This window comes from Acinetobacter portensis (genome assembly GCF_009372215.1).
Taxonomy (GTDB): Bacteria; Pseudomonadota; Gammaproteobacteria; order Pseudomonadales; family Moraxellaceae; genus Acinetobacter; species Acinetobacter portensis.
Genome location: NZ_LWRV01000032.1, coordinates 1 through 23,046 on the forward strand (window position 1 = coordinate 1; position 23,046 = coordinate 23,046).

A 23,046-nucleotide genomic window follows, 5' to 3' on the forward strand; every position below is an offset into this window, starting at 1 on the left:
ATACTTTTGGAAACACCACCGAAAATTTCAATTTGGAGTATAAAGATTTTACAGGTGTGCATAAAGAAAAACTTTAATTAAGCTTATTAAAATTTGTAAAAAAGAGCGCATAAAGCGCTCTTTTTATTGGTGAGGAAGGCTTAAGCCAAGAACCAAGTGTAGTAACCCCATAGCATTAAAGGCCATGAAAGAAAAGGGCTAAAAAGCCATTTCCAGAACCAAAATATTGGTGTGAAACCTACACCATGAATAAAACCACCAGAAATACCAATCATAATAAACATCATGGCGCGATGGCTATATTCACCGTTGGCATCCAACATTGCTGCTGGATGCACCAATAAAACTGCCGCAAGTGGCAATGCCAACAAAAATGAAATGACCATCACAAATTTGTTAGGTTTTTTTTCTTCAGTTGTTGCCACTGTCACTTCAGTCATGTCTTATTCCTCATCTAAATCTTGATTGTGTTCAATGTAAAGGGCACTTAAAACACCTGCAAAACATGCCATCAAAACACCGAGAATCCAAGCAAAATACCACATAATTTCTTCTCCTAAACATAGCCTTAGTACAGGCTATGCGTATTGTCTTGAACGTGTTTGTTTGTAATAACGCCCCACATTTTGTAGTAGCACCAAGTTGTGTAGATCAGAATCAATGGCACAAAAATGCATGCTGAAACTGTCATCACAGTGAGTGTATTTTTACTTGATACGGCATCCCACATTGTTAAGCTTACAGTTGGGTTAATGCTTGATGGCATTAGGAATGGGAATAATGCAAAACCAGCGGTTAAGATTGTACCAATCACAGCAAGACTTGTACCCAAGAAGCTTAAACCAGCTTTTGCTTTACCAGCAGCAGGAATCACAATTAATGCACCTAAAATGGCAAGAACAGGAGCAATAATAGTAATAGGATAAGTACTGTAGTTATTCATCCAACCAGGGTTTGCATTTGTAAGAACTTCTTTAGCTAGTGGGTTCGCAACACCATTTGTATCAAAAGGTTGAACAAGCGTGTAACCTTGGATATTGCCAAAGTATAACCATGCGCCTGCGCCTAAGAAGCAAACTAAGAAGACAATACCCATAATTTGAGTTGCTTTTGCAGAACGTGCACGTAAATCACCATCTGTACGAAGCATTAACCATGCACCGCCATGTGCACACAGCATAGATAAACTTACGATACCGCAAACAAGCGCAAATGGGTTAAGGAGGGCAAAGAAGCTACCTGTATATGTAGAACGTACAGTTTCATCTAATGTGAACGGTACGCCTAAGAACATATTACCAAATGCAACACCAAATACGAGTGCAGGAACAGCACCACCTACAGCTAAACCCCAATCCCAAGACGTACGCCATTGAGTATTTTCAAGTTTAGATCGGTAGTCGAATCCGACGGGTCGCAAGAACAGGGCAAACAGAACCAGTAACAGCGCCCAATACATGCCAGAGAATGCTGTTGCATAAACCATTGGCCATGCAGCAAATAATGCACCACCTGCTGTAATGAACCAAACTTGGTTACCGTCCCAGTGTGGGGCAATGGTATTAATTGCCGCACGACGTTCATTATCTGTTTTACCTACGAATGGCATAAGTGCCATCGAGCCCATATCGAAACCATCTGTAAGTGCGAAACCAATCAGTAAAACACCGACCAATACCCACCAGATTATTTTGAGTAGTTCATATTCGATCATGCTTGAGACTCCTCTTTTGCCTTTTGTTCAGCTTCAAGTTTTTCAAAATGGTATTTACCAGTGTGAAGCGAACTTGGCCCTAGGCGAGAGAATTTAATCATTAAGTACATTTCAATGATAAGTAGAACAGTGTAGAACGATGCTAATGCGATGATTGAACCCCAAACATCACCTGTGCTCAATGAAGATGCAGATAAGTGTGTAGGAAGAACTTCACCAATTGTCCACGGTTGACGACCAACTTCTGCAACATACCAACCTGTTTGCGCAGCAATCCAAGGAAGTGGTAAAGAGAATAGGGCGAATTTTAATAACCATGGTTTGTTTTCAGCATTACGTTTAGCGACAGCGAACGTTGCGAAAGCAAATAACACGAGCATTAGGAAACCTGAAGCAACCATTGCACGGAATGACCAGAATAAGCTTGGTACGTGCGGAATAGTGTCTTTTGCAGCAGATTTAATTTGTTCTTCAGAAGCATCTACAACATTTGATGTGTATTTTTTAAGAAGTAAGCCATAGCCTAAATCTTTTTGAGATTCAGCAAATGCAGTTTTTAGCTCTTCAGATTGATCACCTGCACGTAATTTTTCAAGTTGTGAATAAGCAACCATACCATTACGGATACGAACTTCGTGTTGAGCAATCAGATCTTTAATACCAGTAACTTGCGTATCTGTAGAACGTGTCGCGATAATCCCCATGACATATGGAATTTTCACAGCGTAATCTGTTGTCATTGTTTCTTTATTCGGGAAACCAAATAAAGTAAATGCAGCTGGAGCAGGTTCGGTTTCCCATTCTGCTTCAATGGCAGCAAGTTTAGTTTTTTGTACATCGCCAATTTCGTAACCCGATTCATCACCAAGTAAAATGACAGAAAATGTAGATGCTAAACCAAAGATTGCAGCAATTGCGAAAGAACGACGAGCAAATGGTAGATCGCGTTTTTTCAATAGATAGTAGCTTGAAATGGCAAGTACGAAAATTGCACCCGTCACATAACCTGCTGAGACTGTGTGTACAAATTTAACCTGAGCAACAGGGTTAAAGATAAGTGCACCGAAGTCCATCATCTCCATACGCATAGTTTCATAGTTGAATGCTGAGCCGACTGGGTTTTGCATCCAACCATTTGCAACTAAGATCCATAGAGCAGACATGTTCGAGCCTAGCGCTACAAGCCAAGTTACTGCTAAATGTTGTCCTTTAGATAGGCGATCCCATCCAAAGAAGAATAGGCCAATGAATGTAGATTCGAGGAAGAAGGCCATTAAACCTTCAATGGCAAGTGGAGCACCAAAAATATCACCTACATAATGTGAGTAATATGCCCAGTTTGTTCCGAACTGGAACTCCATAGTTAAACCAGTAGTTACCCCAAGCGCGAAGTTAATACCGAATAGTTTGCCCCAAAACTTAGTCATGTCTTTGTAAATTTCTTTACCTGAAATCACATACGTGGTTTCCATAATGGCAAGAATAAATGCAAGACCTAAAGTCAGTGGAACAAAAATAAAGTGATACATCGCAGTCATGGCAAACTGGAACCGCGATAAATCGACCACGCTTTCAGAAATCATCAACGTGTCTCCTTAGATTGGGATGTGCTGCCAGCAATACGCTCGGCAACTTGATTGTCAAAATTTTTAGGGATAGTTGGGGCGTCAAACCAAATATTTTTGATGATGAGTAAAATAACAATCTTAATAATTAATATGATTGCTATTTCTCGAGTGATTCTTTTATTCAGATTTTTGGGGACTAAGCTCATTTTACTAAGTCTTAAAATTAAACAATATTTATATTATTAAACATTTGATATGTAAAATAAATAGACTGAACGGTATAAATAAAAATAATTTATTATTATCAATATAAACAATAACTTATAAACACACTGTTTTTTATTATACTAATTTTTTTTATTAATTAAATCCGAGTATTTTGGTTGAATTAATATATTTAAAACCAACTAAAATGCTTTGATAATAAATTATTTAATATTATGTTGATTTAAAGCAAACCAAATTGGTTGGTTTTAAGTGTAAACTAAAATTGCAAGTTTTAAATATATGTGACTTGGTCTATATTTTAATACTTCTATATGATGTCAATTTACTAGGCAGTGTGGTGTGTTAGCATTTTTTAAGGAGAAAAAGTGTTGAAAAATTCATTGTCTTATTTTTTTGATTTTTATGTATGAGATTTGGCTGAAATTTTAGAAAAATAAAACTGATGATAAATCAAAATTTCAATAGATTTGTTGCATGAGGCGAGTTTCTAGAAACTAAAGGATTCTAAACGAATTGCCTCATTGAATGACTTATTTGAATAAGTCTTTAGACTTCGAGATTTTCTGAGCAATGTAGTGAGATTGTTTTTTTCTCACAATAATAATTTGAGTCTGAAACTCGAGCTCACCAAATTCTGGCTCTACTTGTACATAGTGAAGTTGTCCAAATTGATCTCGAACACGCGCTTGGGCAGAAGAGCCTGGGCGTGCATGTCCGCTTGAAATGGTGGCTAATCGACCAATTAAGCTAATATTTTGTTTAAGTGTTTTAGGTTTAATGACTTGGTCTAAGCAGTGAATCATAAATACAGTAAAAAATACTGCAATAATTAAAGCAGGTAGAATAATGTAATAAGATGGCACAAATGAATGATGTTTAGCGAAAATAAAGAACTGAATGAAATAGCCAGCAACGCTGAAATTTAATAATAGAAAGATGAAAATAAGCAGTTTGGAAAATTTAACATTGATTAAGGGGGAGTCTGTCAGGCGTTTAGGGAAAAGGTGGTTGAATAGGTTGCTGGGCTTAATATGAATATAATAACCAATAGTTTCCGCCATACTCAGCACAATTAAGATGGTTAAGCTTAAATGGAAAGGAAATAAGTCAACATCTGTTAAGAATGCATGCATGGCGAAAACCTATAAAAAATTATTCTTCGGTTAAGTAAATACCACCGTCAGAATGTACTGAAATTCCTACTTTTTCAAGTGATTCGCCTTGGCATGGCCCAGAAATACACTCACCTGTTTCCACAACAAATAAAGCCCCATGGCTAGAACATTCAATATATTCTTGATCACGGTCTAAAAACTGATTTTCAAGAAACTCAAGTTCGACTTGTAAATGCGGACATAAGTTTTGATAGGCATAAAATGCACCATCACGTTGAGTCACAAAAATAGTATTTCCATCAGAGAGTTCAAAAGAACGTGCCTCACGTTCTGGAACTTCTTCCATCATGCAAATTCGATTCATTTAAGCAGATTCCTGATTAAAGCCATTAAGTAGGTCAGCATATTGGTTTACAGCAAGGCGAGGACCAAATTGAGAAACCACTTGGCTCGACATTAATATTGCAATTTCTGCTGCTGTTTTTTCATTTAATCCAGCATTTAAAGCATACAAGAATGATCCTGAAAATGCATCGCCAGCACCATTGGTATCTACGGCTACGACTTTACGTCCTGCAACTGTAAATGTTTCTTGTGCAGTTGAAATAAGTGCGCCATTTGCACCCAATGTAATGACAATGGACTGACTAAGTAATTTTAATTTAGCTAATGCTGCATCAATGTTGTCAGTTTCTGTATACATTAAAGCTTCTTGTTCATTACAGAATAGTAAATCTACACCATCATCAAGGAGTTCATCTAGGCCTTGGCGGGCATATTGAACCATTGCGGGATCGGATAAAGTTAAAGCAATTTTTACGCCATTTGCCTTGGCAATTTCACGTGCTTGTTTTACGGCTAAACGTGCAGAATCACTTGTAGATAAATAACCTTCAAGATATAACCATTTTGCAGTGTTTAATGGTGTAAAGTCGATTTGGGCATCTGTAAGCTCGGCAGTAATACCAAGGTAAGTATGCATTGTACGTTCAGAATCTTCGCTGACCAGTACCATGCAAGTCCCTGTAACACCCTCACTGATTGATTTTGTAGAGGTTAAGATGCCTGCGTCATTTAAGCCATTTAGATAAATTGAGCCAAGATCATCATTACCAACGCGGCAAGCATAAAAAGCTGAACCGCCTAATGCGCTAAAAGCAACTGTTGTATTTGCAGCAGAACCACCAGAAGCTTGACCTTTATAGCTTTGAGTTTTGAGTAAGTTGTTGTATAAATTTGCTTGTGTTTCACCATCTGTTAATTGCATGGTGCCTTTTTGCAAGTTTTGTTGAATAAGGAAGTCATCAGAGACTTTAAATTCTTGGTCAATTAACGCATTACCAATTGCAAAAAGATCAACAGTTGCCATGTTCTTCAGTCACGTAAAAATTTAGAATGATGAGTTTACACCAATGCTCAAAATAGCAATAGATTCATGAATAAAATTCAACATTTAATGGGTGTGTTGGTATACATATTTGTATGACGGTTAAGGGAATTAATATGACAATAGATGTGAAAGAAGTTAAGGAACTACCAGAAGAAATTTCTAAGCTAGCGCAACAAGCAAACAAAGAGGGGTTTGAGTTTGTTGTGCGAATGATTGAAGAGTTTGAGAGTGGAAAAAATAGATTTGATAAGCCGAACGAGTTTCTGCTTATGGCTTATGATGATGGTCAACTAATTGCATGTGGTGGCTTAAACTTGCAATGGAATGACCAAGATGTTGAGACGCGTATTGGGCGTGTACGTCGTTTTTATGTTTTACCCCAATATCGTAAACATGGTGTAGGTAAGCAATTACTGCAATATTTAGAGAAAAAGGCAATTTCTAATTTTTCTGCATTGTGTCTAAACACAGATACAAAATCTGGTGAAAAATTTTACCAAAAAATGAATTATGTATTTGTGGAAAATCATCCAAACTATAATTATTTTAAGTATTTGATATAGTTTTTATAGCATTACGGGTTGTGTGCTCGTAATGCTTTTTGATGGTTAAATTTATAAACGAAACGTTATGATTTCATCACGTTTAATCTGAATAATTGTGTCTTTTAGAATACTTATTCTAATACGCACTAAAAAACTAGGAATACAGAGATTGTGACATTTCCAAGGCTTTTTTAAGGTATAATCGCCACACTTAAAAAAGCATTAAATTTGGAGATCACATGACTGTAGATGTCACTGAAACTATTTCTCAAACTGTTCATCCAGCGTTTCAGTTGGTACGTCAACACCATGTTGAAGCCTTAGACATATTAGTATGCGAATATAAACATAAAGTGACGGGTGCAGTGCATTATCACTTAGCAACCAATCACGATGAAAACGTGTTTTTAGTTGCCTTTCGCACACAGCCTATGGATTCAAAAGGCGAAGCGCATATTTTAGAACATACAGCACTTTGTGGTTCAGAAAAGTTTCCTGTACGCGACCCATTCTTTTTAATGATTCGTCGTTCACTTAATACCTTTATGAATGCATTTACGTCTGCCGATTGGACAGCGTATCCATTTGCGACACAGAATAAAAAAGATTTTCAAAACTTACTTTCAGTGTATTTAGATGCAACTTTTGCCGCAAATTTAAATCCTTTAGATTTTGCACAAGAAGGTATTCGCATTGAACTTGAAAATGGTGAGCCTGTTTATAAAGGCGTAGTATTTAATGAAATGAAAGGTGCGATGAGTTCGCCATCAGATCAGCTATATCATCAATTAGCACATCATTTATTCCCTGAAACCACGTATCACTACAATTCAGGTGGCGATCCTAAAGATATTCCAGATTTAACTTACGATGAGTTAGTTGATTTCTATAAATCACATTACCATCCAAGTAATGCTGTATTTATGACTTTTGGTAATGAGCCTGCATATAAGCTTCAAGAGCAATTCGAAACTTTAGCTTTGGCAAAATTCGATAAAGGTCAGACGCTAGAATCTAAGCCTGAAACACGTTTGACTGCGCCTGTTGAAGTTACAGAAACTTATGCGGTAGATGCTGAAGATTTAAATGATAAGACTTATCACATTATTTCTTGGCTATTGCCACAAGCAAGCGATATTAAAATTCGTTTAGGTATGCGTCTTGTAGAAGGGATTTTACTTGAAGATTCCGCATCGCCATTACGTCATTATTTAGAAACGTGCGGATACGCACAATCTACAGGTCCAATTATGGGTGTAGATGATTCTAATTATGAAATGACATTCTTCTGTGGCGTTCAAGGTTCTAATCCTGAACATGCTGAAGAATTTAAAAATGGCGTATTCAATATTTTAGAAGATGTGGCGTCTAAACCTGTTGACTCACAAATGGTAGATGCAATTTTGCATCAAATTGAATTACATCAACGTGAAATTAATGGCGATGGTATGCCTTATGGTTTAAGCCTGATTTTAAATGGTTTAAGCAGTGCAATTCATCATACAGACCCCGTCGATGTTTGGGATGTAGATACAGCAATTGCCAATGTGAAAGAAGAATTGAAAGACCCAATGTGGTTATCAAACTTAATTAAAGAACATTTAATTGATAATCCACATCGTGTGCAAATGACTTTAGTGCCAGATGCAACAAAATCTGCAAAAGAAGCGGAAGAAGAAAAAGCGCGTTTAGCTGCAATTGGTGCAAAACTTACAGAAGCTGAAAAAGCAGAAATTATTGCGCAAACTGAAGCTTTAAAAGTTCGTCAAGATACACCAGATGATTTGAACTTATTGCCAAAAGTTGGCTTGGAAGATGTGCCCGCTGAAATTCAAATTGTGCAAGGTCAACTTCGTGAAATTATTTCGAATCAAACCGATACGCCTTTAAATTTATACCATGCAGGCACTAATGGTATTTATTACAATCAAGTACTAATTCAAATTCCAGATGACATCGTAAAATCTCCTTACTTTAGTTTATTGTCTATTTTGATGGGTGAAGTGGGCGCAGGTGAATACGATTATCTAGAGTTGCAACAACTGCAAACTGCTGTAAGTGGTGGCATTGGTATGGGTGCATCTTTACGTTCAAAAGTGGACGATAAAGGTAAAATTACGGCATGGTTAACCCTTACGACTAAATCATTGGTCAATAATTTTGAAGCAATTCGTTTGTTAAAAGTTGCTTTTGAACAATTACGTTTCGATGAAAAAGATCGCATTATTGAGCTTTTACAACAACGTAAAACGCGTTGGTCTTCACGTCTTTCTGGTTCTGGTCATAGTTATGCAATGCAAATCGCAGGTCGTAACCACAGTGCCTTAGCGTTGCGTGATTACAATACAACAGGTTTAGGTGCTTTAAATTGGTTAGGTGAATTGGTTAGCAATATTGAAAAAGATGATGCTGCTTATGATCAACTGATTCAAGAATTAAAAGTCATTCATAATCGTTTATTGAAAGCACCAAAACAGTTCTTATTGGTCTGTGAAGAGCATCAGTCAGATCGTTTAATTGAAGAAGTTCAAAATGTTTGGGATAAGTTGTCAATTCCAAATATTGATGCTGAACTGACTCAAGTTTCTTTTGAAAATAGCGATAAAGATGAAGCTTGGCTCATTCAAGCCAATGTTCAGTTCTGTTCATCTGCTTACGCAGCTGTAGAAGTTTCACATCCCGATGCTGCGCCTTTAATGATTTTGGCTGCTTATTTACGTAACGGTTTCTTGCATAGTGCTATTCGTGAAAAAGGTGGTGCTTATGGTGGTGGAGCAAGCTATGACGGCAATGCATGTTCTTTCCGTTTTTATAGCTATCGTGATCCACGATTAGTTGAAACATTCCAAGACTTTGAAGCAAGTGTAGATTGGTTGTTTAATGCTGAACAATTACCGCATCAATTAGAAGAAGCCATTTTGGGTTTAATTGCAGGCATGGATAAACCAGGTTCACCTGCTGGTGAAGCGATTACAGCATGTTATTCATTATTGCATGCACGTACACCTGCGTTTAGAGCATTGTTGCGTGAACGCTTATTGGCTGTAAATTTAGATGACTTGAAGCGTGTTGCTGATGTATATTTGCGCAATAAAAAGCCAACTAAAGCTGTTGTAGCACCTGTAGCTAAACGTGAGCAATTACAACAACTTGGTTTCGATATTAAGCAAGTTAATTAATTTTTTCGGGGAAGTTTAAATGGCGTTTCAACATAAACCAATTTTATTGAGTTTAAGCACAGCTATGTTTGGTGCTGGGTGTATCGAGCAACTTCATGCGGCTAATGCAGTTTCACCTGCAAGTGCAGATGCATGTGTGGCATTACAATCGAATCCAGAGCGACTGGCTTGTTATGACGCGCTATTTAAAGCTCCAACATCAGAAACATCTTCTTTGGTTTCGGAGCGTGAAGCAGCACGTTCTATTTCAACTGAAACCGAAAGTTTTAAAGAAAAAATTAAAAATAATGTAGTTGCTGTTGATGCACCAAAATTTGATCCAAATACATCTTTACTTGATAGTCGTTGGGAGCTTTCACCCGAAAGTAAACTTGGCACATGGCAAGTTCGAGCGTACAAACCTGTTTATGTTTTACCTGCATTTTGGACATCTAAAAAAAATGAACAACCTGTAAGTAAAAATCCTCAAAATGTAGTTGCTTCTGATGAAATCGTGCCGCTAGATTCAATGGAAATGAAATATCAACTTTCATTGAAAACCAAGGCCTTTGAGAATATTTTTGGCGATAACGGTGATTTATGGTTGGGCTATACGCAATCATCTCGTTGGCAAATGTACAATGCGGATGAATCTCGTCCATTTCGTGAAACCAATTACGAGCCTGAAGCAAGCTTAATGTTCCGTACCAATTACGAAATGTTTGGTTTAAATGGTCGTTTATTGGGAGTGACATTTAATCATCAATCGAATGGTCGCTCAGATCCTTGGTCACGTAGTTGGAATCGTGTCATCTTCAATGTAGGTTTTGAACGTGAAAATTTTGCGTTGATGATTCGTCCTTGGTATCGCATTGAGGAGAATGCAAAAGATGATAATAATCCAGATATTGAAGACTATATTGGTCGTGGTGATTTAACTGCATTTTACCGTTATAAAGAGCAAGATTTTACCTTGATGTTACGTCATAGCTTAAAAGGTGGTGATGACTCACGTGGTGCTGCTCAGTTCGATTGGAACTTCCCAATTAGTGGTCGTTTACGTGGTAAGTTTCAATTATTCCATGGCTATGGTGAAAGCTTAATTGATTATAATCATAAAGCCACTTATGTCGGTTTGGGTGTATCTTTACTCGATTGGTTCTAAGTTTTAGTTTCAAAAAAAAGCCACTTTTAAAAGTGGCTTTTTTATGTCTAATTGATGACTTAGAAAAGATTAACCAATTTGTATGTCTGTTTGGGGATGTTTAATGCGACTTTTCTTAGGTGTAGCAATTAAATATGCCAAGGTTAAAGGTCCTAAACGCCCTGCGAACATAAGTAACATCAAAATAAACAAGCTTGCGGGTTGTAATTGACCTGTAATACCACGCGATAAACCAACGGTACAGGCAGCGGAAACAGCTTCAAATAGTAAATCTAAAAAGTGATGATTGGGTTCTAAAAGCAATAAGCTAAACAATCCAATAAAGATCAAAATACCTGTAATTGAAACAACAGCAAGTGCTTTAAATGAGGTTGCTTTGGCAACAGAATGGTTAAATATACGCAGTTCTTCAGAGCGTCTTAAAAAGGTGATGACGCTTAAAACCACAATAATAAATGTGCCAACTTTAATACCACCTGCGGTACTTAAAGAACCACCACCAATAAACATAAGTACCATGGTGACTAATGTTGAAGCATCTCTCATATTGCTGAGTTCTAAACTACTGAAGCCCGAAGAGCGAGGAACTGTGGCATGGAACCAAGCATTTAAAGCCTGATCACCCATACTCATAGGTGCTAAGGTGAGCGGGTTATTTGCTTCTATTGCCCATAAAATGATAAATGCTGCTAAATTTAAACCTGCAATGGTTGAAATAATCAGTTTGCTATTGGCTGAAAGCTTTTTCCAGCGTTTGGCACGCCTAATATCCATCAGTACCACAAAGCCAATACCGCCAATAATGTAGAGCATACTAATGGTAAAGGTAATAAAATACTTGTCGTGGAAGCTCATTAAGCTATTGGGAAATAAAGAGAATCCACCATTATTAAATGCCGAAACACTATAGAACGCGGCATAGAAAAAAGCTTTTGCAAAATCGTAATCTTGCATCCATGCAATGGTTAAAATAACAGTGCCAATTGCTTCAAAAAATAAGGAATAAAGTAAGACACCTTTTATGGTGAAAGAGACTTTGGTTAAACTGGTTTGTCCAATAGTATCTTGAGCCATGACTTGCTGTTTTAAACCAATTTTAGGTGACAAACTTAATGCAGCCAATATGGCAAAGGTCATAAAGCCTAAACCGCCACATTGAATGAGCAACATAATCACGACTTTACCAAAGACCGTATACGCTTCGCCTACGTTGACCACAGACAGACCTGTAATGGTCACGGCTGATGTGGCTGTAAATAGAGCATTAAACCAAGACAAATCACCATGATTTGAAAATGGTAATTTTAATAGTAGTGTTCCGATAATAATAAAACTAAGGAAACCAAGTGCTAATAAACTTGGTGGGCTTAAATTAACGCTATTATTATTTTTGTTGCGAAGCTGCTTCATAGCGATGTTCCTATTTCGCAGTGAAGTGTTTAGATAAGCGACGCAAAGGCTCTAAAGCACCTTCAATCACTAAAATATCACCCTCTTGTAAAACTAAATTAGGATCGATGATATAGCTAATTTCTTGTTCACGTTTATGCAAAATGGCACGAACTTCGGGTACATGATCCATCACATGATGAAAACGAGTTCCTTTTAAATTTTCGGTAATATCGACTTTTACTAAGTAATGATCATCATTTAATGCCATATAACGGCTAACCATCGGATAACTCAAAGATTGTGCAATACGAACGCCCATATCTTCTTCGGGATGAATAATTTTACAAATCCCTAAGTGAGTCAAAATCATGTGATGCGCTTTAGACTTAGCTTTTACCCAAATTTTTTCTACACCCAAATTTTTAAGATGCAAAACACACAAAATACTGGCTTCGATATCTTCACCAATGGCAACAACAACAGCATCACATTGCGTGATATTAAGTTCATCTAAAACATGTTCATCGGTTGCATCGGCAATCACAGAATGTGTTAGTACATCAGAAATATTTTCTACATACTTTTTTTCAATATCAATGCCAATCACATCATGTTTTAAACCGACTAGCTCTGTTGCAACAGTTGCACCAAAACTACCCAATCCAATGACTGCAAACTGCGCCATAGTTTTTCCTTAAATCAAATGTTTTGTGATGTTTAAATCGCCATGAATTTTAGCGTGTTTATTTTGCTTGCTATAGGTGAAACATGTTAATTCAGTATGTTGTTTTATATATGCTGAGATGAAAAATATATCGAATTAATACAGATCTTGATAGTGATATTTAAAAATCATGGTGAAGATCGATTTGTTAAAAATAGATGTAATGCTCGTGTGAATTTTATTGGTTCATTGATAAGTGGAGTATGTCCAGATTTTTTAAAGATGACTTGATGTGAATTCGCCACACTTTTCGCAATGATCTTTTGCCCTTGAATGGGGTATAACGTCGATTTTTCACCACTAAAAAAGGTGGTTGGGCAATTTAGCTGTGAAATTGTCTGACGATAATCTTCCTTATGATACAAGTAGTTATCGATATACCACTTTAAATAATCGAGGCGATGAATCGGTAAAACATATTTTTGCAGTTTTGGTTGCTTTTCTGCCAGTTTGAATAGAAATGGACTAATTTTATTGCTCGATTGAAAGGCAATAAACTCAGCCCATATTTTGACTAATTTATTCCGACTTTTTTCACTTAAATCTTCAATAAAAACTGTTGTGGAATGCTGATTTAGAAAAGTAGAAATTTTCTTTAATAATAATTTAAATTGCTGATGTTCTTGACCAAACAGACCATATTGCCATGAATCATCTACTGTGATTTTAGGTGTTTGATCGATATGTAAATAACTGCGTAAATGTTCTGAAAGATTGCCATATTGCATGCCGTGCATTGCCGTTGTTGCACCCATAGAATAGCCAATCAATTGAAAATCTTTAAGCTGCATTTTGTCGATAAGTGTACTTAAATCTTGCCAATGACTTGAAATGGCATCGAGTTGGGGAATTGCACATTGGCTTGAGCGTCCAAAACCACGCCAATCTGGAATAATAAAATGAAATTGATTTTTTAAAGCATAAAGAAACGGTAGCCACTGCCAACTTTGCATACCTAAACCAGAAAGCACTAAAACAGGTTGACCTTGCCCAAATTCACGAACATATAATTTTTCATTATCTTGCATGGTGTAATAAGGCATAAGATTGTCCTAATATTTGTGTGATTAATCATTGAACTTTTTAAGTTCAGGAATAACTTCTTCTAGCCACTCAATCCAACCAATTTCTAAATTTATACCCAATTGTAAAATCATTTTATGGATGTAAAGCGTGCGGCTTTGTACATCTTTATCATCAAAATCTTTAGCGAAAATTTGCTGATAAGTCTGTAATTTTTCTTTGTGTAGAATTAAATGTTGTTCAAGTTCAGGTAAAACGGTATTTCCACCTAATTGTGCTTCTGCACGTAGGCGCACCATCAATTCTTCACGTAATTGAGCGGGTTCGCTATGTTTGACCATCCAATGTGCCAGTTCGGTTCGACCTAATAACTCAACTTGATAGGTTTTTGTGCGACCAGCATAGTCAGAATCCTCAAGGGTTGAAATCCAACCTTTTTGTAGCATTGCATTTAATTCGCGGTATATTTGTTGATGCGTTGCATTCCAAAAGAAGCCCATTGATCGGTCAAATCGTCTTGCTAGCTCAATACCTGTACTTGGTTTTTCTAATAAGCTGGTCAGTAACACATGCGCTAAAGACATAAAGGTACATCATGTAATTTTTAATGGGTTTTATTATGCAACATGTTGCATAAAAATCAAATCTCGAATATAAAAGTATGCAACAAGTTGCATTAAACATAAAAATAGCCAGCACAAAGCTCGCCAAGGAGTATGTATGTCGAATTTTCCAAATTTATTAGCACCCTTAGATTTAGGTTTTACATCACTTAAAAACCGTGTGTTGATGGGTTCTATGCATGTGGGCTTAGAAGAAGCACCTGGTGGATACGACCGTATGGCGGCATTTTATGCAGAACGAGCAAAAGGTGGTGTGGCTTTAATTGTGACGGGAGGAATTTCCCCAAATGATGCAGGTGTTACATTCGCAGGCGGATCAAAACTCGATACCACAGCAGAAGCAGAAAAACATAAGGTTATTACGCAAGCGGTGCATGACGCGGGCGGTAAAATTGCCATGCAAATTTTGCATACTGGTCGCTATTCATATCAAGCTGAAAACGTTGCACCATCTGCAATGCAAGCACCTATTAATCCAACGAAACCACATGCTTTAACTTCAGCAGAAGTGAACCAAACCATTGCAGATTTTGTGAATTGTGCAAAATTGGCACAATATGCGGGTTATGATGGTGTGGAAATTATGGGGTCGGAAGGCTATTTAATTAACGAATTCATTGCTGCACGTACCAATCATCGTGATGATGAGTGGGGTGGATCTTATGAAAATCGGATTCGTTTTCCTATTGAAATTGTAAAAAGAACACGTGAAGAAGTTGGTGAAAACTTTATTATTATTTATCGACTTTCAATGTTGGATTTGGTGGAAGGTGGTTCTACTTTTGACGAAGTGGTTAAGCTTGCAAAAGAAATAGAAAAAGCAGGTGCAACGATTATCAATACAGGCATTGGATGGCATGAAGCACGTATTCCAACTATTGCAACAAAAGTTCCTCGTGCTGCATTTACCTGGGTTACTGAAAAGCTTAAAGGACAAGTCAAAGTTCCACTGATTACATCTAACCGTATTAATACGCCTGAAATGGCTGAACATGTATTGGCTTCGGGGCATGCAGATATGGTGTCTATGGCACGTCCAATGCTTGCAGATCCATTTTTTGTAGAAAAAGCAGAACAAGGACGTAGTGATGAAATTAATACTTGTATTGGTTGTAACCAGGCTTGTTTAGATCATATTTTTTCAATGAAAGTTGCATCTTGTTTGGTTAATCCACGTGCGTGTTATGAAACTGAACTTATTTTTAAAGATGTTTCTGTGGCTAAGAATATTGCGGTTGTTGGGGCAGGACCTGCAGGTTTGAGTTTTGCAATTTATGCCGCAGACCGTGGGCATAAAGTCACAATTTTAGAAGCGTCTAATCAAATTGGTGGGCAGTTTAATATTGCGAAAATGGTTCCGGGAAAAGAAGAATTCTATGAAACATTGCGTTATTTCAAACGCAAAATAGAATTACAACCGAATATTAAATTAAAGCTTAATCATCTTGCGACTTACGATGAACTAGCAAACTCAAATTATGATGAAATTGTGGTTGCGACAGGGGTAACACCACGCAAGCTCAATATTGAAGGGATCGATAACGCTAAAGTTCTTTCTTATATTGATGTATTGAAACATAAGAAAGATGTAGGTCAACGTGTTGCTGTTATTGGTGCAGGCGGTATTGGTTTTGATACAGCGGAGTATCTTTCTCATGAGGGAGATAGTGGTAGCTTAAATCCTGAAAAATTCTATGATGAATGGGGAATTGATACTTCTTATGAACATATTGGTGGCTTAAAACAGGCAAAAGTTGAAGAATCACCACGTGAAGTTTATTTATTGCAACGTAAAGCGAGTTCGGTGGGTGGTGGATTAGGAAAAACCACAGGTTGGATTCATCGCACAGGTTTAAAACACCGTGATGTCAAAATGATTGCAGGTGCAAGTTACGACAAAATTGATGATCAAGGTTTACACATTACGGTAAATGATCATCCAACTATTTTAGATGTCGATAATATTGTGATTTGTGCAGGACAAGAATCTTATACTGCAATGTATGAACAACTTGAAAGTTTGGGTAAAAATGTTCACTTGATTGGTGGTGCAAAAGAGGCGGGTGAACTTGATGCCAAACGTGCTATTCGTCAAGGTGCAGAATTGGCTGCAACAATTTAAAAGTAAATAGATTCCTCCCTTTTTAAAGAGGGATTGTGGTTGATGAGCCCCCTTTGCTAAAGGGGGCTCATCAAAGATGGAAGATAACAAAAAAAGGAATTTAAAATGACGTTAGAAACCACCGAAAAAGCCATTGCACGTTGGCATGAAATGTTAGAAACACGTGATATGAGCATCCTTAATGAATTGCTAGCCGATGATGTTGTATTTCGTTCACCTGTGGCATATAACCCTTATGCAGGTAAGCAGGTTGTATTTTTTATTCTGAGTAATGTCATTCAGGTCTTTGAAAATTTTACATATCATCGTGAATTTTTAAGTGAAGATGGGTTGAATGTGGTACTTGAATTTTCCGCGAGTATTGGTGAGAAAAAATTAAAAGGCATCGATATGATTCAATTTAATCATCAAGGAAAAATTATAGATTTTGAAGTGATGATTCGACCAAAAAGTGGATTAGAAGCTTTAGCTGTCCTTATGGGGCAACGTATGCAAAATATGAAATAGCTGTGTTGAATGAATTGTTTTTGAGATAGGCATGTTTTTTGAACGTCAATATTGGGTTAATTTTGGTAGATCAATAAAATGAAATTGAGTGTTAAGAATGTTCGTAAAATATCTTCCATGACCTTAGATAAAGTCACTGGCGCAGAAGTGCCGAAACTTTATTGTAAGCCTGATGGGTATTTGAAAGACATTTTGGATCAATTGCCACAGCTATCTCAAAAATATCGACCAACGCCATGGTTAAGTAATACGCATGCACATTTGTTATATTTCGATTTAATCAAAAAAAGATTTGTACATCTTGAATATGATTTGATTGAGCAACTTGAAATGCAAGACGGTGGTATCACGGGTATTGCTTGGTACGGTCTCCATTTACCCTCTGAGACACCTACAATTGTGGTCATGCATACAATAACAGGTTCGCCTGAAAGTATGCGTGAGTTGGTGCGTGATTTACATGATTACACAGGATGGCGAATTGCTTTATGTTTACGCCGTGGTCATGCAGATTTACCTTTAACTGTGCCTCAGATGAATCTTTTTGGGTCAACTGCAGATTTAAAAGAACAAATTTCTTATATTCAACATAAATTTCCGAAATCAAATTTGTATGGTGTCGGTTCGTCTGCAGGTACGGGTTTACTTGTCCGTTATTTGGGTGAGGAAGGTGATAAAACCCCATTGAAAGCAACTTTTGCGCTATGTCCGGGTTATAACACCGAATTGGGCTTTGCAAATGTTCATCCTGTTTATAGTAAAATCATGACGCAGAAGTTATTTAAAAGATTTATTGTGCCTTATCGGCAAACGTGGAGTTCGACGGAGTCTGTCGCAGAAGTATTACAAACTAAAACCTTGGTGGAATTTGAAAAAGCTTATTTTGCTTTGGCAGGTTTTGAAAATTATGAAAGTTATACTCAAGCAACAAATCCAATTTATGTTTTTGAAAATATTAAAGTCCCTTTACTTATTTTAAATGCTGAAGATGATCCTGTTTGTCATATTAAAAATTTCTATCCCTATCAGCAAACGATTGAATCTATGGATGATGTAGCTGTTATTACAACCAAAAAAGGCAGTCATTGTGGATTTTATGAAGGGCTTCATTCACGTTCTTGGGCGACAAAATTAATAAGTGATTTTTTAAAGAAATTTGAATAAAGGTGTCAGAAATAAAAAAAACCAGCAAAAGCTGGTTTTTTTTATTTCTAATTTGCTAGGTCTTATAAAAATAATAACTTAGTTTTCTAAAGCAGGTGTTGCTGCTGCAATTGCTGCTGCGACTGCATCATCTTCAGATTGATTGCTCGTGCTACGGTTTGCTTTAGGCTGAACAGCGGGCTTTTCTTCAACTTTTGGTGTTACTGCTGCAATAGGAGCAGGAGTTACGCTTTCTGTTGTTTCAGTAGGTTGTGCTTCTTGAACAGAGCGACGTATTTCAGTTGTTGTATTTTGAGTTTCAGTACGCTCAATCTGAACAGTCTCAGGGATAGCTTGAGGAGCTTCTTCAACAGGCTGTTCAAGTGGTTGAAGATTTACAGGTTCAGATGAGGCAACATCAGTTTGCTCTTCTTCTTTCGGTGCTTCTTTTTTTACGCATGCTGTTAATAATAAGCCGGTCGCAATTGCTGCACAAATTAAAAGTTTTTTATTCATAATGGTAAAAATAGTAGCTTGAATGGATTTTACTATTATAGCAGTAAATTAAAATATGAAAATCCTATAAATGATTGGAATGACATAAAGCAAAAATGATTATAAAGTGATCAATTGTCGAATGTTCGAAGAATAGATGCGGAATGACTTTGCTTTATGGGTACAAGGTAAAGTAAAATCACGCAACATTGTAAGCCGATTTAGGCTCGTTTGTATGAGAAACCCAATGACCCATTTTATTTTCGTTACTGGTGGTGTTGTATCATCACTAGGTAAAGGTATTTCAGCTGCTTCAGTTGCTGCACTTTTAGAAGCTCGTGGTTTAAAAGTAACCATGGTCAAAATGGATCCATACATTAATGTCGATCCAGGGACAATGAGCCCATTCCAACACGGTGAAGTTTTTGTCACAGAGGATGGTGCTGAAACTGATTTAGACTTGGGCTATTACGAGCGTTTCTTACGTCGCGCGAAGATGACAAAGTTAAACAACTTTACATCTGGTCGTGTATATCAAGACGTATTGAACAAAGAGCGCCGTGGTGATTACCTAGGTGGTACAGTTCAGGTTATTCCGCATATTACGGATAATATTAAAGAACGTGTAATTCGTGCAGGCGAAGGCTATGACGTTGCGATTGTGGAAATTGGCGGTACAGTAGGTGATATCGAATCACTTCCATTTATGGAATCTGTACGTCAGTTAATGGTTGAGCTTGGTCATAACCGCACTATGCTCATGCATTTAACATTGCTTCCATACATCAAGTCTGCAGCAGAACTTAAAACAAAACCAACTCAGCATTCTGTTAAAGAATTGCTTTCGATTGGTATTCAACCCGATATTTTAATCTGTCGTACAGAATACGATGTAGATGCGGATACAATTCGTAAAATTGCATTATTCACTAACGTACAAGCACGTGCAGTGGTTGTATGTAAAGATGCAAAATCTATTTATCAAATTCCACGTACGTTCTATGAACAAAATGTTGACGATTTAATTTGTGAACGTTTTGGTTATAACGATTTACCAGAAGCCGATCTTACAGATTGGGATAATGTTGTTGAAGCATTATTAAACCCTGAATACACGGTTCGTGTTGCAATGGTGGGTAAATATGTTGAACTTCCAGATGCTTATAAATCTGTAAACGAAGCACTTTTACATGCTGGCGTTAAAAACCGCGTTAAAGTTCAAATTGACTATGTCAATGCTGAAGAGCTTGAAAGCCAAGATGTTGCGACAGTGTTAAAAGATGCTGATGCAATTTTAGTTCCAGGTGGTTTTGGTGAACGTGGTACTGAAGGTAAAATGAAAGCAATTCAATTTGCTCGTGAGAACAAAGTTCCGTTCTTAGGTATTTGCTTAGGTATGCAGTTGGCTGTAATTGAATATGCACGTAATGTTGCGGGCATTGCAGATGCGACATCTACAGAATTTAACCGTTCTACTAAGTCACCACTCATTGGCTTAATTACAGAATGGTTAGATGAGCGTGGTGAAGTTCAACAACGTAATGCTGAATCTGACCTTGGCGGCACAATGCGTCTTGGTGCTCAAAAATCTGAATTGGTTGAAGGCACTAAAACACGTGAAGTTTATGGTCATGCTGAAATCATCGAACGTCACCGTCATCGTTACGAAATGAACAACCGTTTTATTCCTGCTCTAGAAGAAAAAGGAATGAAAATTTCAGGTTATTCACCGGTACAACACTTAGTAGAAACTGTTGAGATTCCTGCACATCCTTGGTTTATCGCTGTACAATTCCATCCAGAATTTACAAGTTCACCACGTGATGGACATCCATTATTTGCTAGCTTTATTGACGCTGCTAAACAGCAGTACAAAAAAAACTAAATAATGGGTTTTTAGGATCAAACTAGGGAAATTTAAATGTCAGCATTAAAACCACAAGAAATTGTAAGTCTTGGCGATATTCAAATGGCGAATCATTTACCATTTGTATTATTTGGTGGAATGAACGTACTTGAGTCGAAAGACTTAGCTTTTGAAATTGCTGAGACTTATGTCGATATTTGTACACGTTTAGGTATTCCTTACGTGTTCAAAGCAAGTTTTGATAAAGCCAATCGTTCAAGCTTAACCTCTTTTCGTGGCCCAGGCTTGGAAAAAGGACTTGAGTGGTTAGCTGACATTAAAAAACACTTCAATGTACCAATCATTACTGATGTACATGAACCTTATCAAGCTGCACCTGTTGCAGAAGTTGCTGATATTATCCAACTTCCAGCATTTTTAAGCCGTCAAACTGACCTTGTTGAAGCGATGGCAAAAACAGATGCCATTATCAACATCAAAAAAGCACAGTTTTTAGCACCGCATGAAATGCGTCATATTCTAAATAAATGTTTAGAAGCTGGAAATGACAAGCTTATTCTTTGTGAACGTGGTTCAGCATTTGGCTATAACAACCTTGTTGTAGATATGCTTGGCTTCGATCATATGAAAGAAATGAATGTTCCTGTGTTCTTTGATGTAACACATGCACTTCAAACTCCAGGTGGACGTTCTGACTCTGCGGGTGGTCGTCGTGCTCAAATTACAACATTGGCACGTGCGGGTATGGCAACAGGTTTGGCTGGTTTGTTCTTAGAGGCTCATCCAGATCCTGAAAAAGCGAAGTGTGATGGTCCTTGCGCATTGCGTATGTCGCAACTTGAACCATTCTTAGCTCAGCTTAAAGAATTAGATACCTTGGTAAAAGGCTTTAAAAAGCTCGATACACATTAATTATAGACACATTGATGCCTTCTAAAGCATCTCGTTATTAATCAACAGAGGAATTGTTCATGAGTCAAATCGTTGACATTCGTGCACGTGAAATTTTAGACTCTCGTGGTAACCCAACCATCGAAGCTGACGTAATCTTAGCATCTGGCGTGGTTGGCCGTGCATGTGCACCATCTGGTGCTTCAACTGGTTCTCGTGAAGCTTTAGAACTTCGTGATGGCGACAAAGCTCGTTATTTGGGTAAAGGTGTTAAAACTGCGGTTAATAACGTAAACACTTTAATCCGTGATGCTTTATTAGGTAAATCAGTCTTCGAACAAAAAGACATCGATAATACGATGATTGCGTTAGATGGTACTGAAAATAAAGAAAAATTAGGTGCTAATGCAACTTTAGCTGTTTCATTGGCTGTTGCTCGTGCTGCTGCTGATGAAAAGAAAATTCCATTGTTCCAATACATTGCAGATCTTCGTAACAATACGAACTTGATCATGCCTGTACCTATGATGAACATCATTAATGGTGGTTCACATGCGGACAATAATGTTGATATTCAAGAATTTATGATTGAGCCTGTTGGCTTCACTTCATTCGCTGAAGCTTTACGTGCAGGCGCTGAAATCTTCCATTCTTTAAAATCAGTTTTAAACAAAAAAGGTTTAAATACTGCAGTTGGTGATGAAGGTGGTTTTGCGCCAAACCTTCGTTCTAACGAAGAAGCGATTACTGTTATTCTTGAAGCAATTGGTCAAACAGGCTACAAAGCAGGTTCTGATATTATGCTTGCGCTTGATTGTGCATCTTCAGAATTCTACAAAGATGGTCAGTACATTCTTGCAGGTGAAGGCAACAAAGCATTCACTAGCAATCAATTCTCTGATTACCTTGCAGGTCTTGTAAACCAATATCCAATTATCTCTATTGAAGATGGTTTGGACGAGTCTGATTGGGAAGGTTGGTCTTACCTAACAGAAATTCTTGGTGACAAAATCCAATTGGTTGGTGATGATTTATTCGTTACAAATCCTAAGATTTTACAACGTGGTATCAATGAAAAAGTTGGTAACTCGATTTTAATCAAATACAACCAAATTGGTACGTTAACTGAAACTCTAGATGCAATCTATCTTGCGAAAGATAATGGTTACTCTACTGTAATTTCACACCGTTCAGGCGAAACAGAAGATTCTACAATTGCAGATCTTGCTGTGGGTACTGGCGCAGGTCAAATTAAAACTGGTTCACTTTGCCGTTCTGACCGTGTAGCGAAATATAATCAATTACTTCGTATTGAAGAGTTGACTAAAGCTGCTTATCGCGGTAAAGCTGAGTTTAAAGGTTTAAACTAAGCGACT

At 37.3% G+C, this 23,046-nt stretch carries 22 protein-coding genes; 9 read left to right on the top strand and 13 right to left on the bottom strand.

The genetic code is table 11. The features are described 5' to 3' along the window. Window positions 1–140 precede the first annotated feature (140 nt). The 8 genes from A6M14_RS01505 to A6M14_RS01540 form a co-directional block, all read right to left on the bottom strand. On the bottom strand, window positions 141–440 hold the full coding sequence (locus A6M14_RS01505) for a cyd operon YbgE family protein (protein WP_152873078.1): 300 nt from the start codon (window positions 438–440) through the stop codon (window positions 141–143). 3 nt (window positions 441–443) lie between these two features. Next, window positions 444–545, bottom strand: coding sequence for a cytochrome bd-I oxidase subunit CydX (gene cydX / locus A6M14_RS01510; protein ID WP_152873080.1), 102 nt, complete (start codon window positions 543–545; stop codon window positions 444–446). A gap of 23 nt (window positions 546–568) precedes the next feature. Beyond that, window positions 569–1,714: a cytochrome d ubiquinol oxidase subunit II gene (gene cydB, locus A6M14_RS01515; protein ID WP_152873081.1), complete on the bottom strand. Its 1,146-nt coding sequence runs from the start codon at window positions 1,712–1,714 to the stop codon at window positions 569–571. After that, a complete protein-coding gene (locus A6M14_RS01520; protein ID WP_152873083.1) occupies window positions 1,711–3,297 on the bottom strand; it encodes a cytochrome ubiquinol oxidase subunit I in 1,587 nt (528 codons plus the stop codon). Before A6M14_RS01520 ends, cydB begins: the two co-directional genes overlap by 4 nt. Continuing rightward, entirely contained in the window at window positions 3,297–3,488 is a 192-nt protein-coding gene (cydP, locus tag A6M14_RS01525) for a cytochrome oxidase putative small subunit CydP (RefSeq protein ID WP_152873085.1), read from the bottom strand. The genes A6M14_RS01520 and cydP overlap by 1 nt, the downstream gene beginning before the upstream one ends. Before the next feature lie 552 nt (window positions 3,489–4,040). Beyond that, the gene (locus A6M14_RS01530; RefSeq protein WP_152873087.1) at window positions 4,041–4,643 is read right to left on the bottom strand and encodes an OB-fold-containig protein; all 603 of its coding nucleotides are present in this window, start codon (window positions 4,641–4,643) and stop codon (window positions 4,041–4,043) included. Window positions 4,644–4,662: 19 nt separating this feature from the next. After that, entirely contained in the window at window positions 4,663–4,974 is a 312-nt protein-coding gene (locus A6M14_RS01535) for a Rieske (2Fe-2S) protein (RefSeq protein WP_171500224.1), read from the bottom strand. Window positions 4,975–4,989: 15 nt separating this feature from the next. Beyond that, the gene (locus A6M14_RS01540; RefSeq protein ID WP_152873091.1) at window positions 4,990–5,994 is read right to left on the bottom strand and encodes an adenosine kinase; all 1,005 of its coding nucleotides are present in this window, start codon (window positions 5,992–5,994) and stop codon (window positions 4,990–4,992) included. Window positions 5,995–6,128: 134 nt separating this feature from the next. Here A6M14_RS01540 and A6M14_RS01545 point away from each other — a divergent pair, with 134 nt between their 5' ends. The 3 genes from A6M14_RS01545 (at window position 6,129) to A6M14_RS01555 (ending at window position 10,883) form a co-directional block, all read left to right on the top strand. Then, window positions 6,129–6,578 (top strand): GNAT family N-acetyltransferase, encoded by a 450-nt coding sequence (locus A6M14_RS01545; RefSeq protein ID WP_152873093.1) that lies wholly within the window; start codon window positions 6,129–6,131, stop codon window positions 6,576–6,578. 221 nt (window positions 6,579–6,799) lie between these two features. Further along, entirely contained in the window at window positions 6,800–9,739 is a 2,940-nt protein-coding gene (locus A6M14_RS01550) for an insulinase family protein (protein ID WP_152873095.1), read from the top strand. 64 nt (window positions 9,740–9,803) lie between these two features. Next, window positions 9,804–10,883: a phospholipase A gene (locus A6M14_RS01555; protein ID WP_228720340.1), complete on the top strand. Its 1,080-nt coding sequence runs from the start codon at window positions 9,804–9,806 to the stop codon at window positions 10,881–10,883. A gap of 69 nt (window positions 10,884–10,952) precedes the next feature. Here the strand turns inward: A6M14_RS01555 and A6M14_RS01560 are convergent, their stop codons facing one another. The 4 genes from A6M14_RS01560 to A6M14_RS01575 all read right to left on the bottom strand — a co-directional run bounded on the left by A6M14_RS01560 (window position 10,953) and on the right by A6M14_RS01575 (window position 14,606). After that, entirely contained in the window at window positions 10,953–12,293 is a 1,341-nt protein-coding gene (locus A6M14_RS01560) for a TrkH family potassium uptake protein (protein WP_152873099.1), read from the bottom strand. Between the two features lie 10 nt (window positions 12,294–12,303). Beyond that, window positions 12,304–12,960, bottom strand: a complete 657-nt coding sequence (locus tag A6M14_RS01565) for a potassium channel family protein (RefSeq protein ID WP_152873101.1) — start codon at window positions 12,958–12,960, stop codon at window positions 12,304–12,306. Window positions 12,961–13,127: 167 nt separating this feature from the next. Continuing rightward, window positions 13,128–14,042, bottom strand: a complete 915-nt coding sequence (locus A6M14_RS01570; RefSeq protein WP_152873103.1) for an alpha/beta fold hydrolase — start codon at window positions 14,040–14,042, stop codon at window positions 13,128–13,130. A gap of 24 nt (window positions 14,043–14,066) precedes the next feature. After that, window positions 14,067–14,606 (bottom strand): PadR family transcriptional regulator, encoded by a 540-nt coding sequence (locus A6M14_RS01575; protein WP_152873105.1) that lies wholly within the window; start codon window positions 14,604–14,606, stop codon window positions 14,067–14,069. A gap of 136 nt (window positions 14,607–14,742) precedes the next feature. Here A6M14_RS01575 and A6M14_RS01580 point away from each other — a divergent pair, with 136 nt between their 5' ends. From A6M14_RS01580 to A6M14_RS01590, 3 genes are all read left to right on the top strand, one after another. Continuing rightward, a complete protein-coding gene (locus A6M14_RS01580; RefSeq protein ID WP_152873107.1) occupies window positions 14,743–16,767 on the top strand; it encodes an NADPH-dependent 2,4-dienoyl-CoA reductase in 2,025 nt (674 codons plus the stop codon). A gap of 105 nt (window positions 16,768–16,872) precedes the next feature. Next, window positions 16,873–17,274: a nuclear transport factor 2 family protein gene (locus A6M14_RS01585; protein ID WP_152873109.1), complete on the top strand. Its 402-nt coding sequence runs from the start codon at window positions 16,873–16,875 to the stop codon at window positions 17,272–17,274. A gap of 78 nt (window positions 17,275–17,352) precedes the next feature. Beyond that, window positions 17,353–18,438 (top strand): YheT family hydrolase, encoded by a 1,086-nt coding sequence (locus A6M14_RS01590; protein WP_152873111.1) that lies wholly within the window; start codon window positions 17,353–17,355, stop codon window positions 18,436–18,438. Between the two features lie 78 nt (window positions 18,439–18,516). Here the strand turns inward: A6M14_RS01590 and A6M14_RS01595 are convergent, their stop codons facing one another. Continuing rightward, entirely contained in the window at window positions 18,517–18,933 is a 417-nt protein-coding gene (locus A6M14_RS01595) for an internalin (RefSeq protein ID WP_152873113.1), read from the bottom strand. Between the two features lie 226 nt (window positions 18,934–19,159). Here A6M14_RS01595 and A6M14_RS01600 point away from each other — a divergent pair, with 226 nt between their 5' ends. The 3 genes from A6M14_RS01600 to eno are packed head-to-tail and all read left to right on the top strand — an operon-like array spanning window position 19,160 to window position 23,040. Beyond that, complete coding sequence (locus tag A6M14_RS01600) at window positions 19,160–20,797, top strand: CTP synthase (protein ID WP_152873115.1); 1,638 nt, start codon at window positions 19,160–19,162, stop codon at window positions 20,795–20,797. 36 nt (window positions 20,798–20,833) lie between these two features. After that, a complete protein-coding gene (kdsA, locus tag A6M14_RS01605) occupies window positions 20,834–21,691 on the top strand; it encodes a 3-deoxy-8-phosphooctulonate synthase (protein ID WP_152873117.1) in 858 nt (285 codons plus the stop codon). A gap of 59 nt (window positions 21,692–21,750) precedes the next feature. After that, complete coding sequence (gene eno / locus A6M14_RS01610) at window positions 21,751–23,040, top strand: phosphopyruvate hydratase (RefSeq protein ID WP_152873119.1); 1,290 nt, start codon at window positions 21,751–21,753, stop codon at window positions 23,038–23,040. Window positions 23,041–23,046 lie beyond the last annotated feature (6 nt).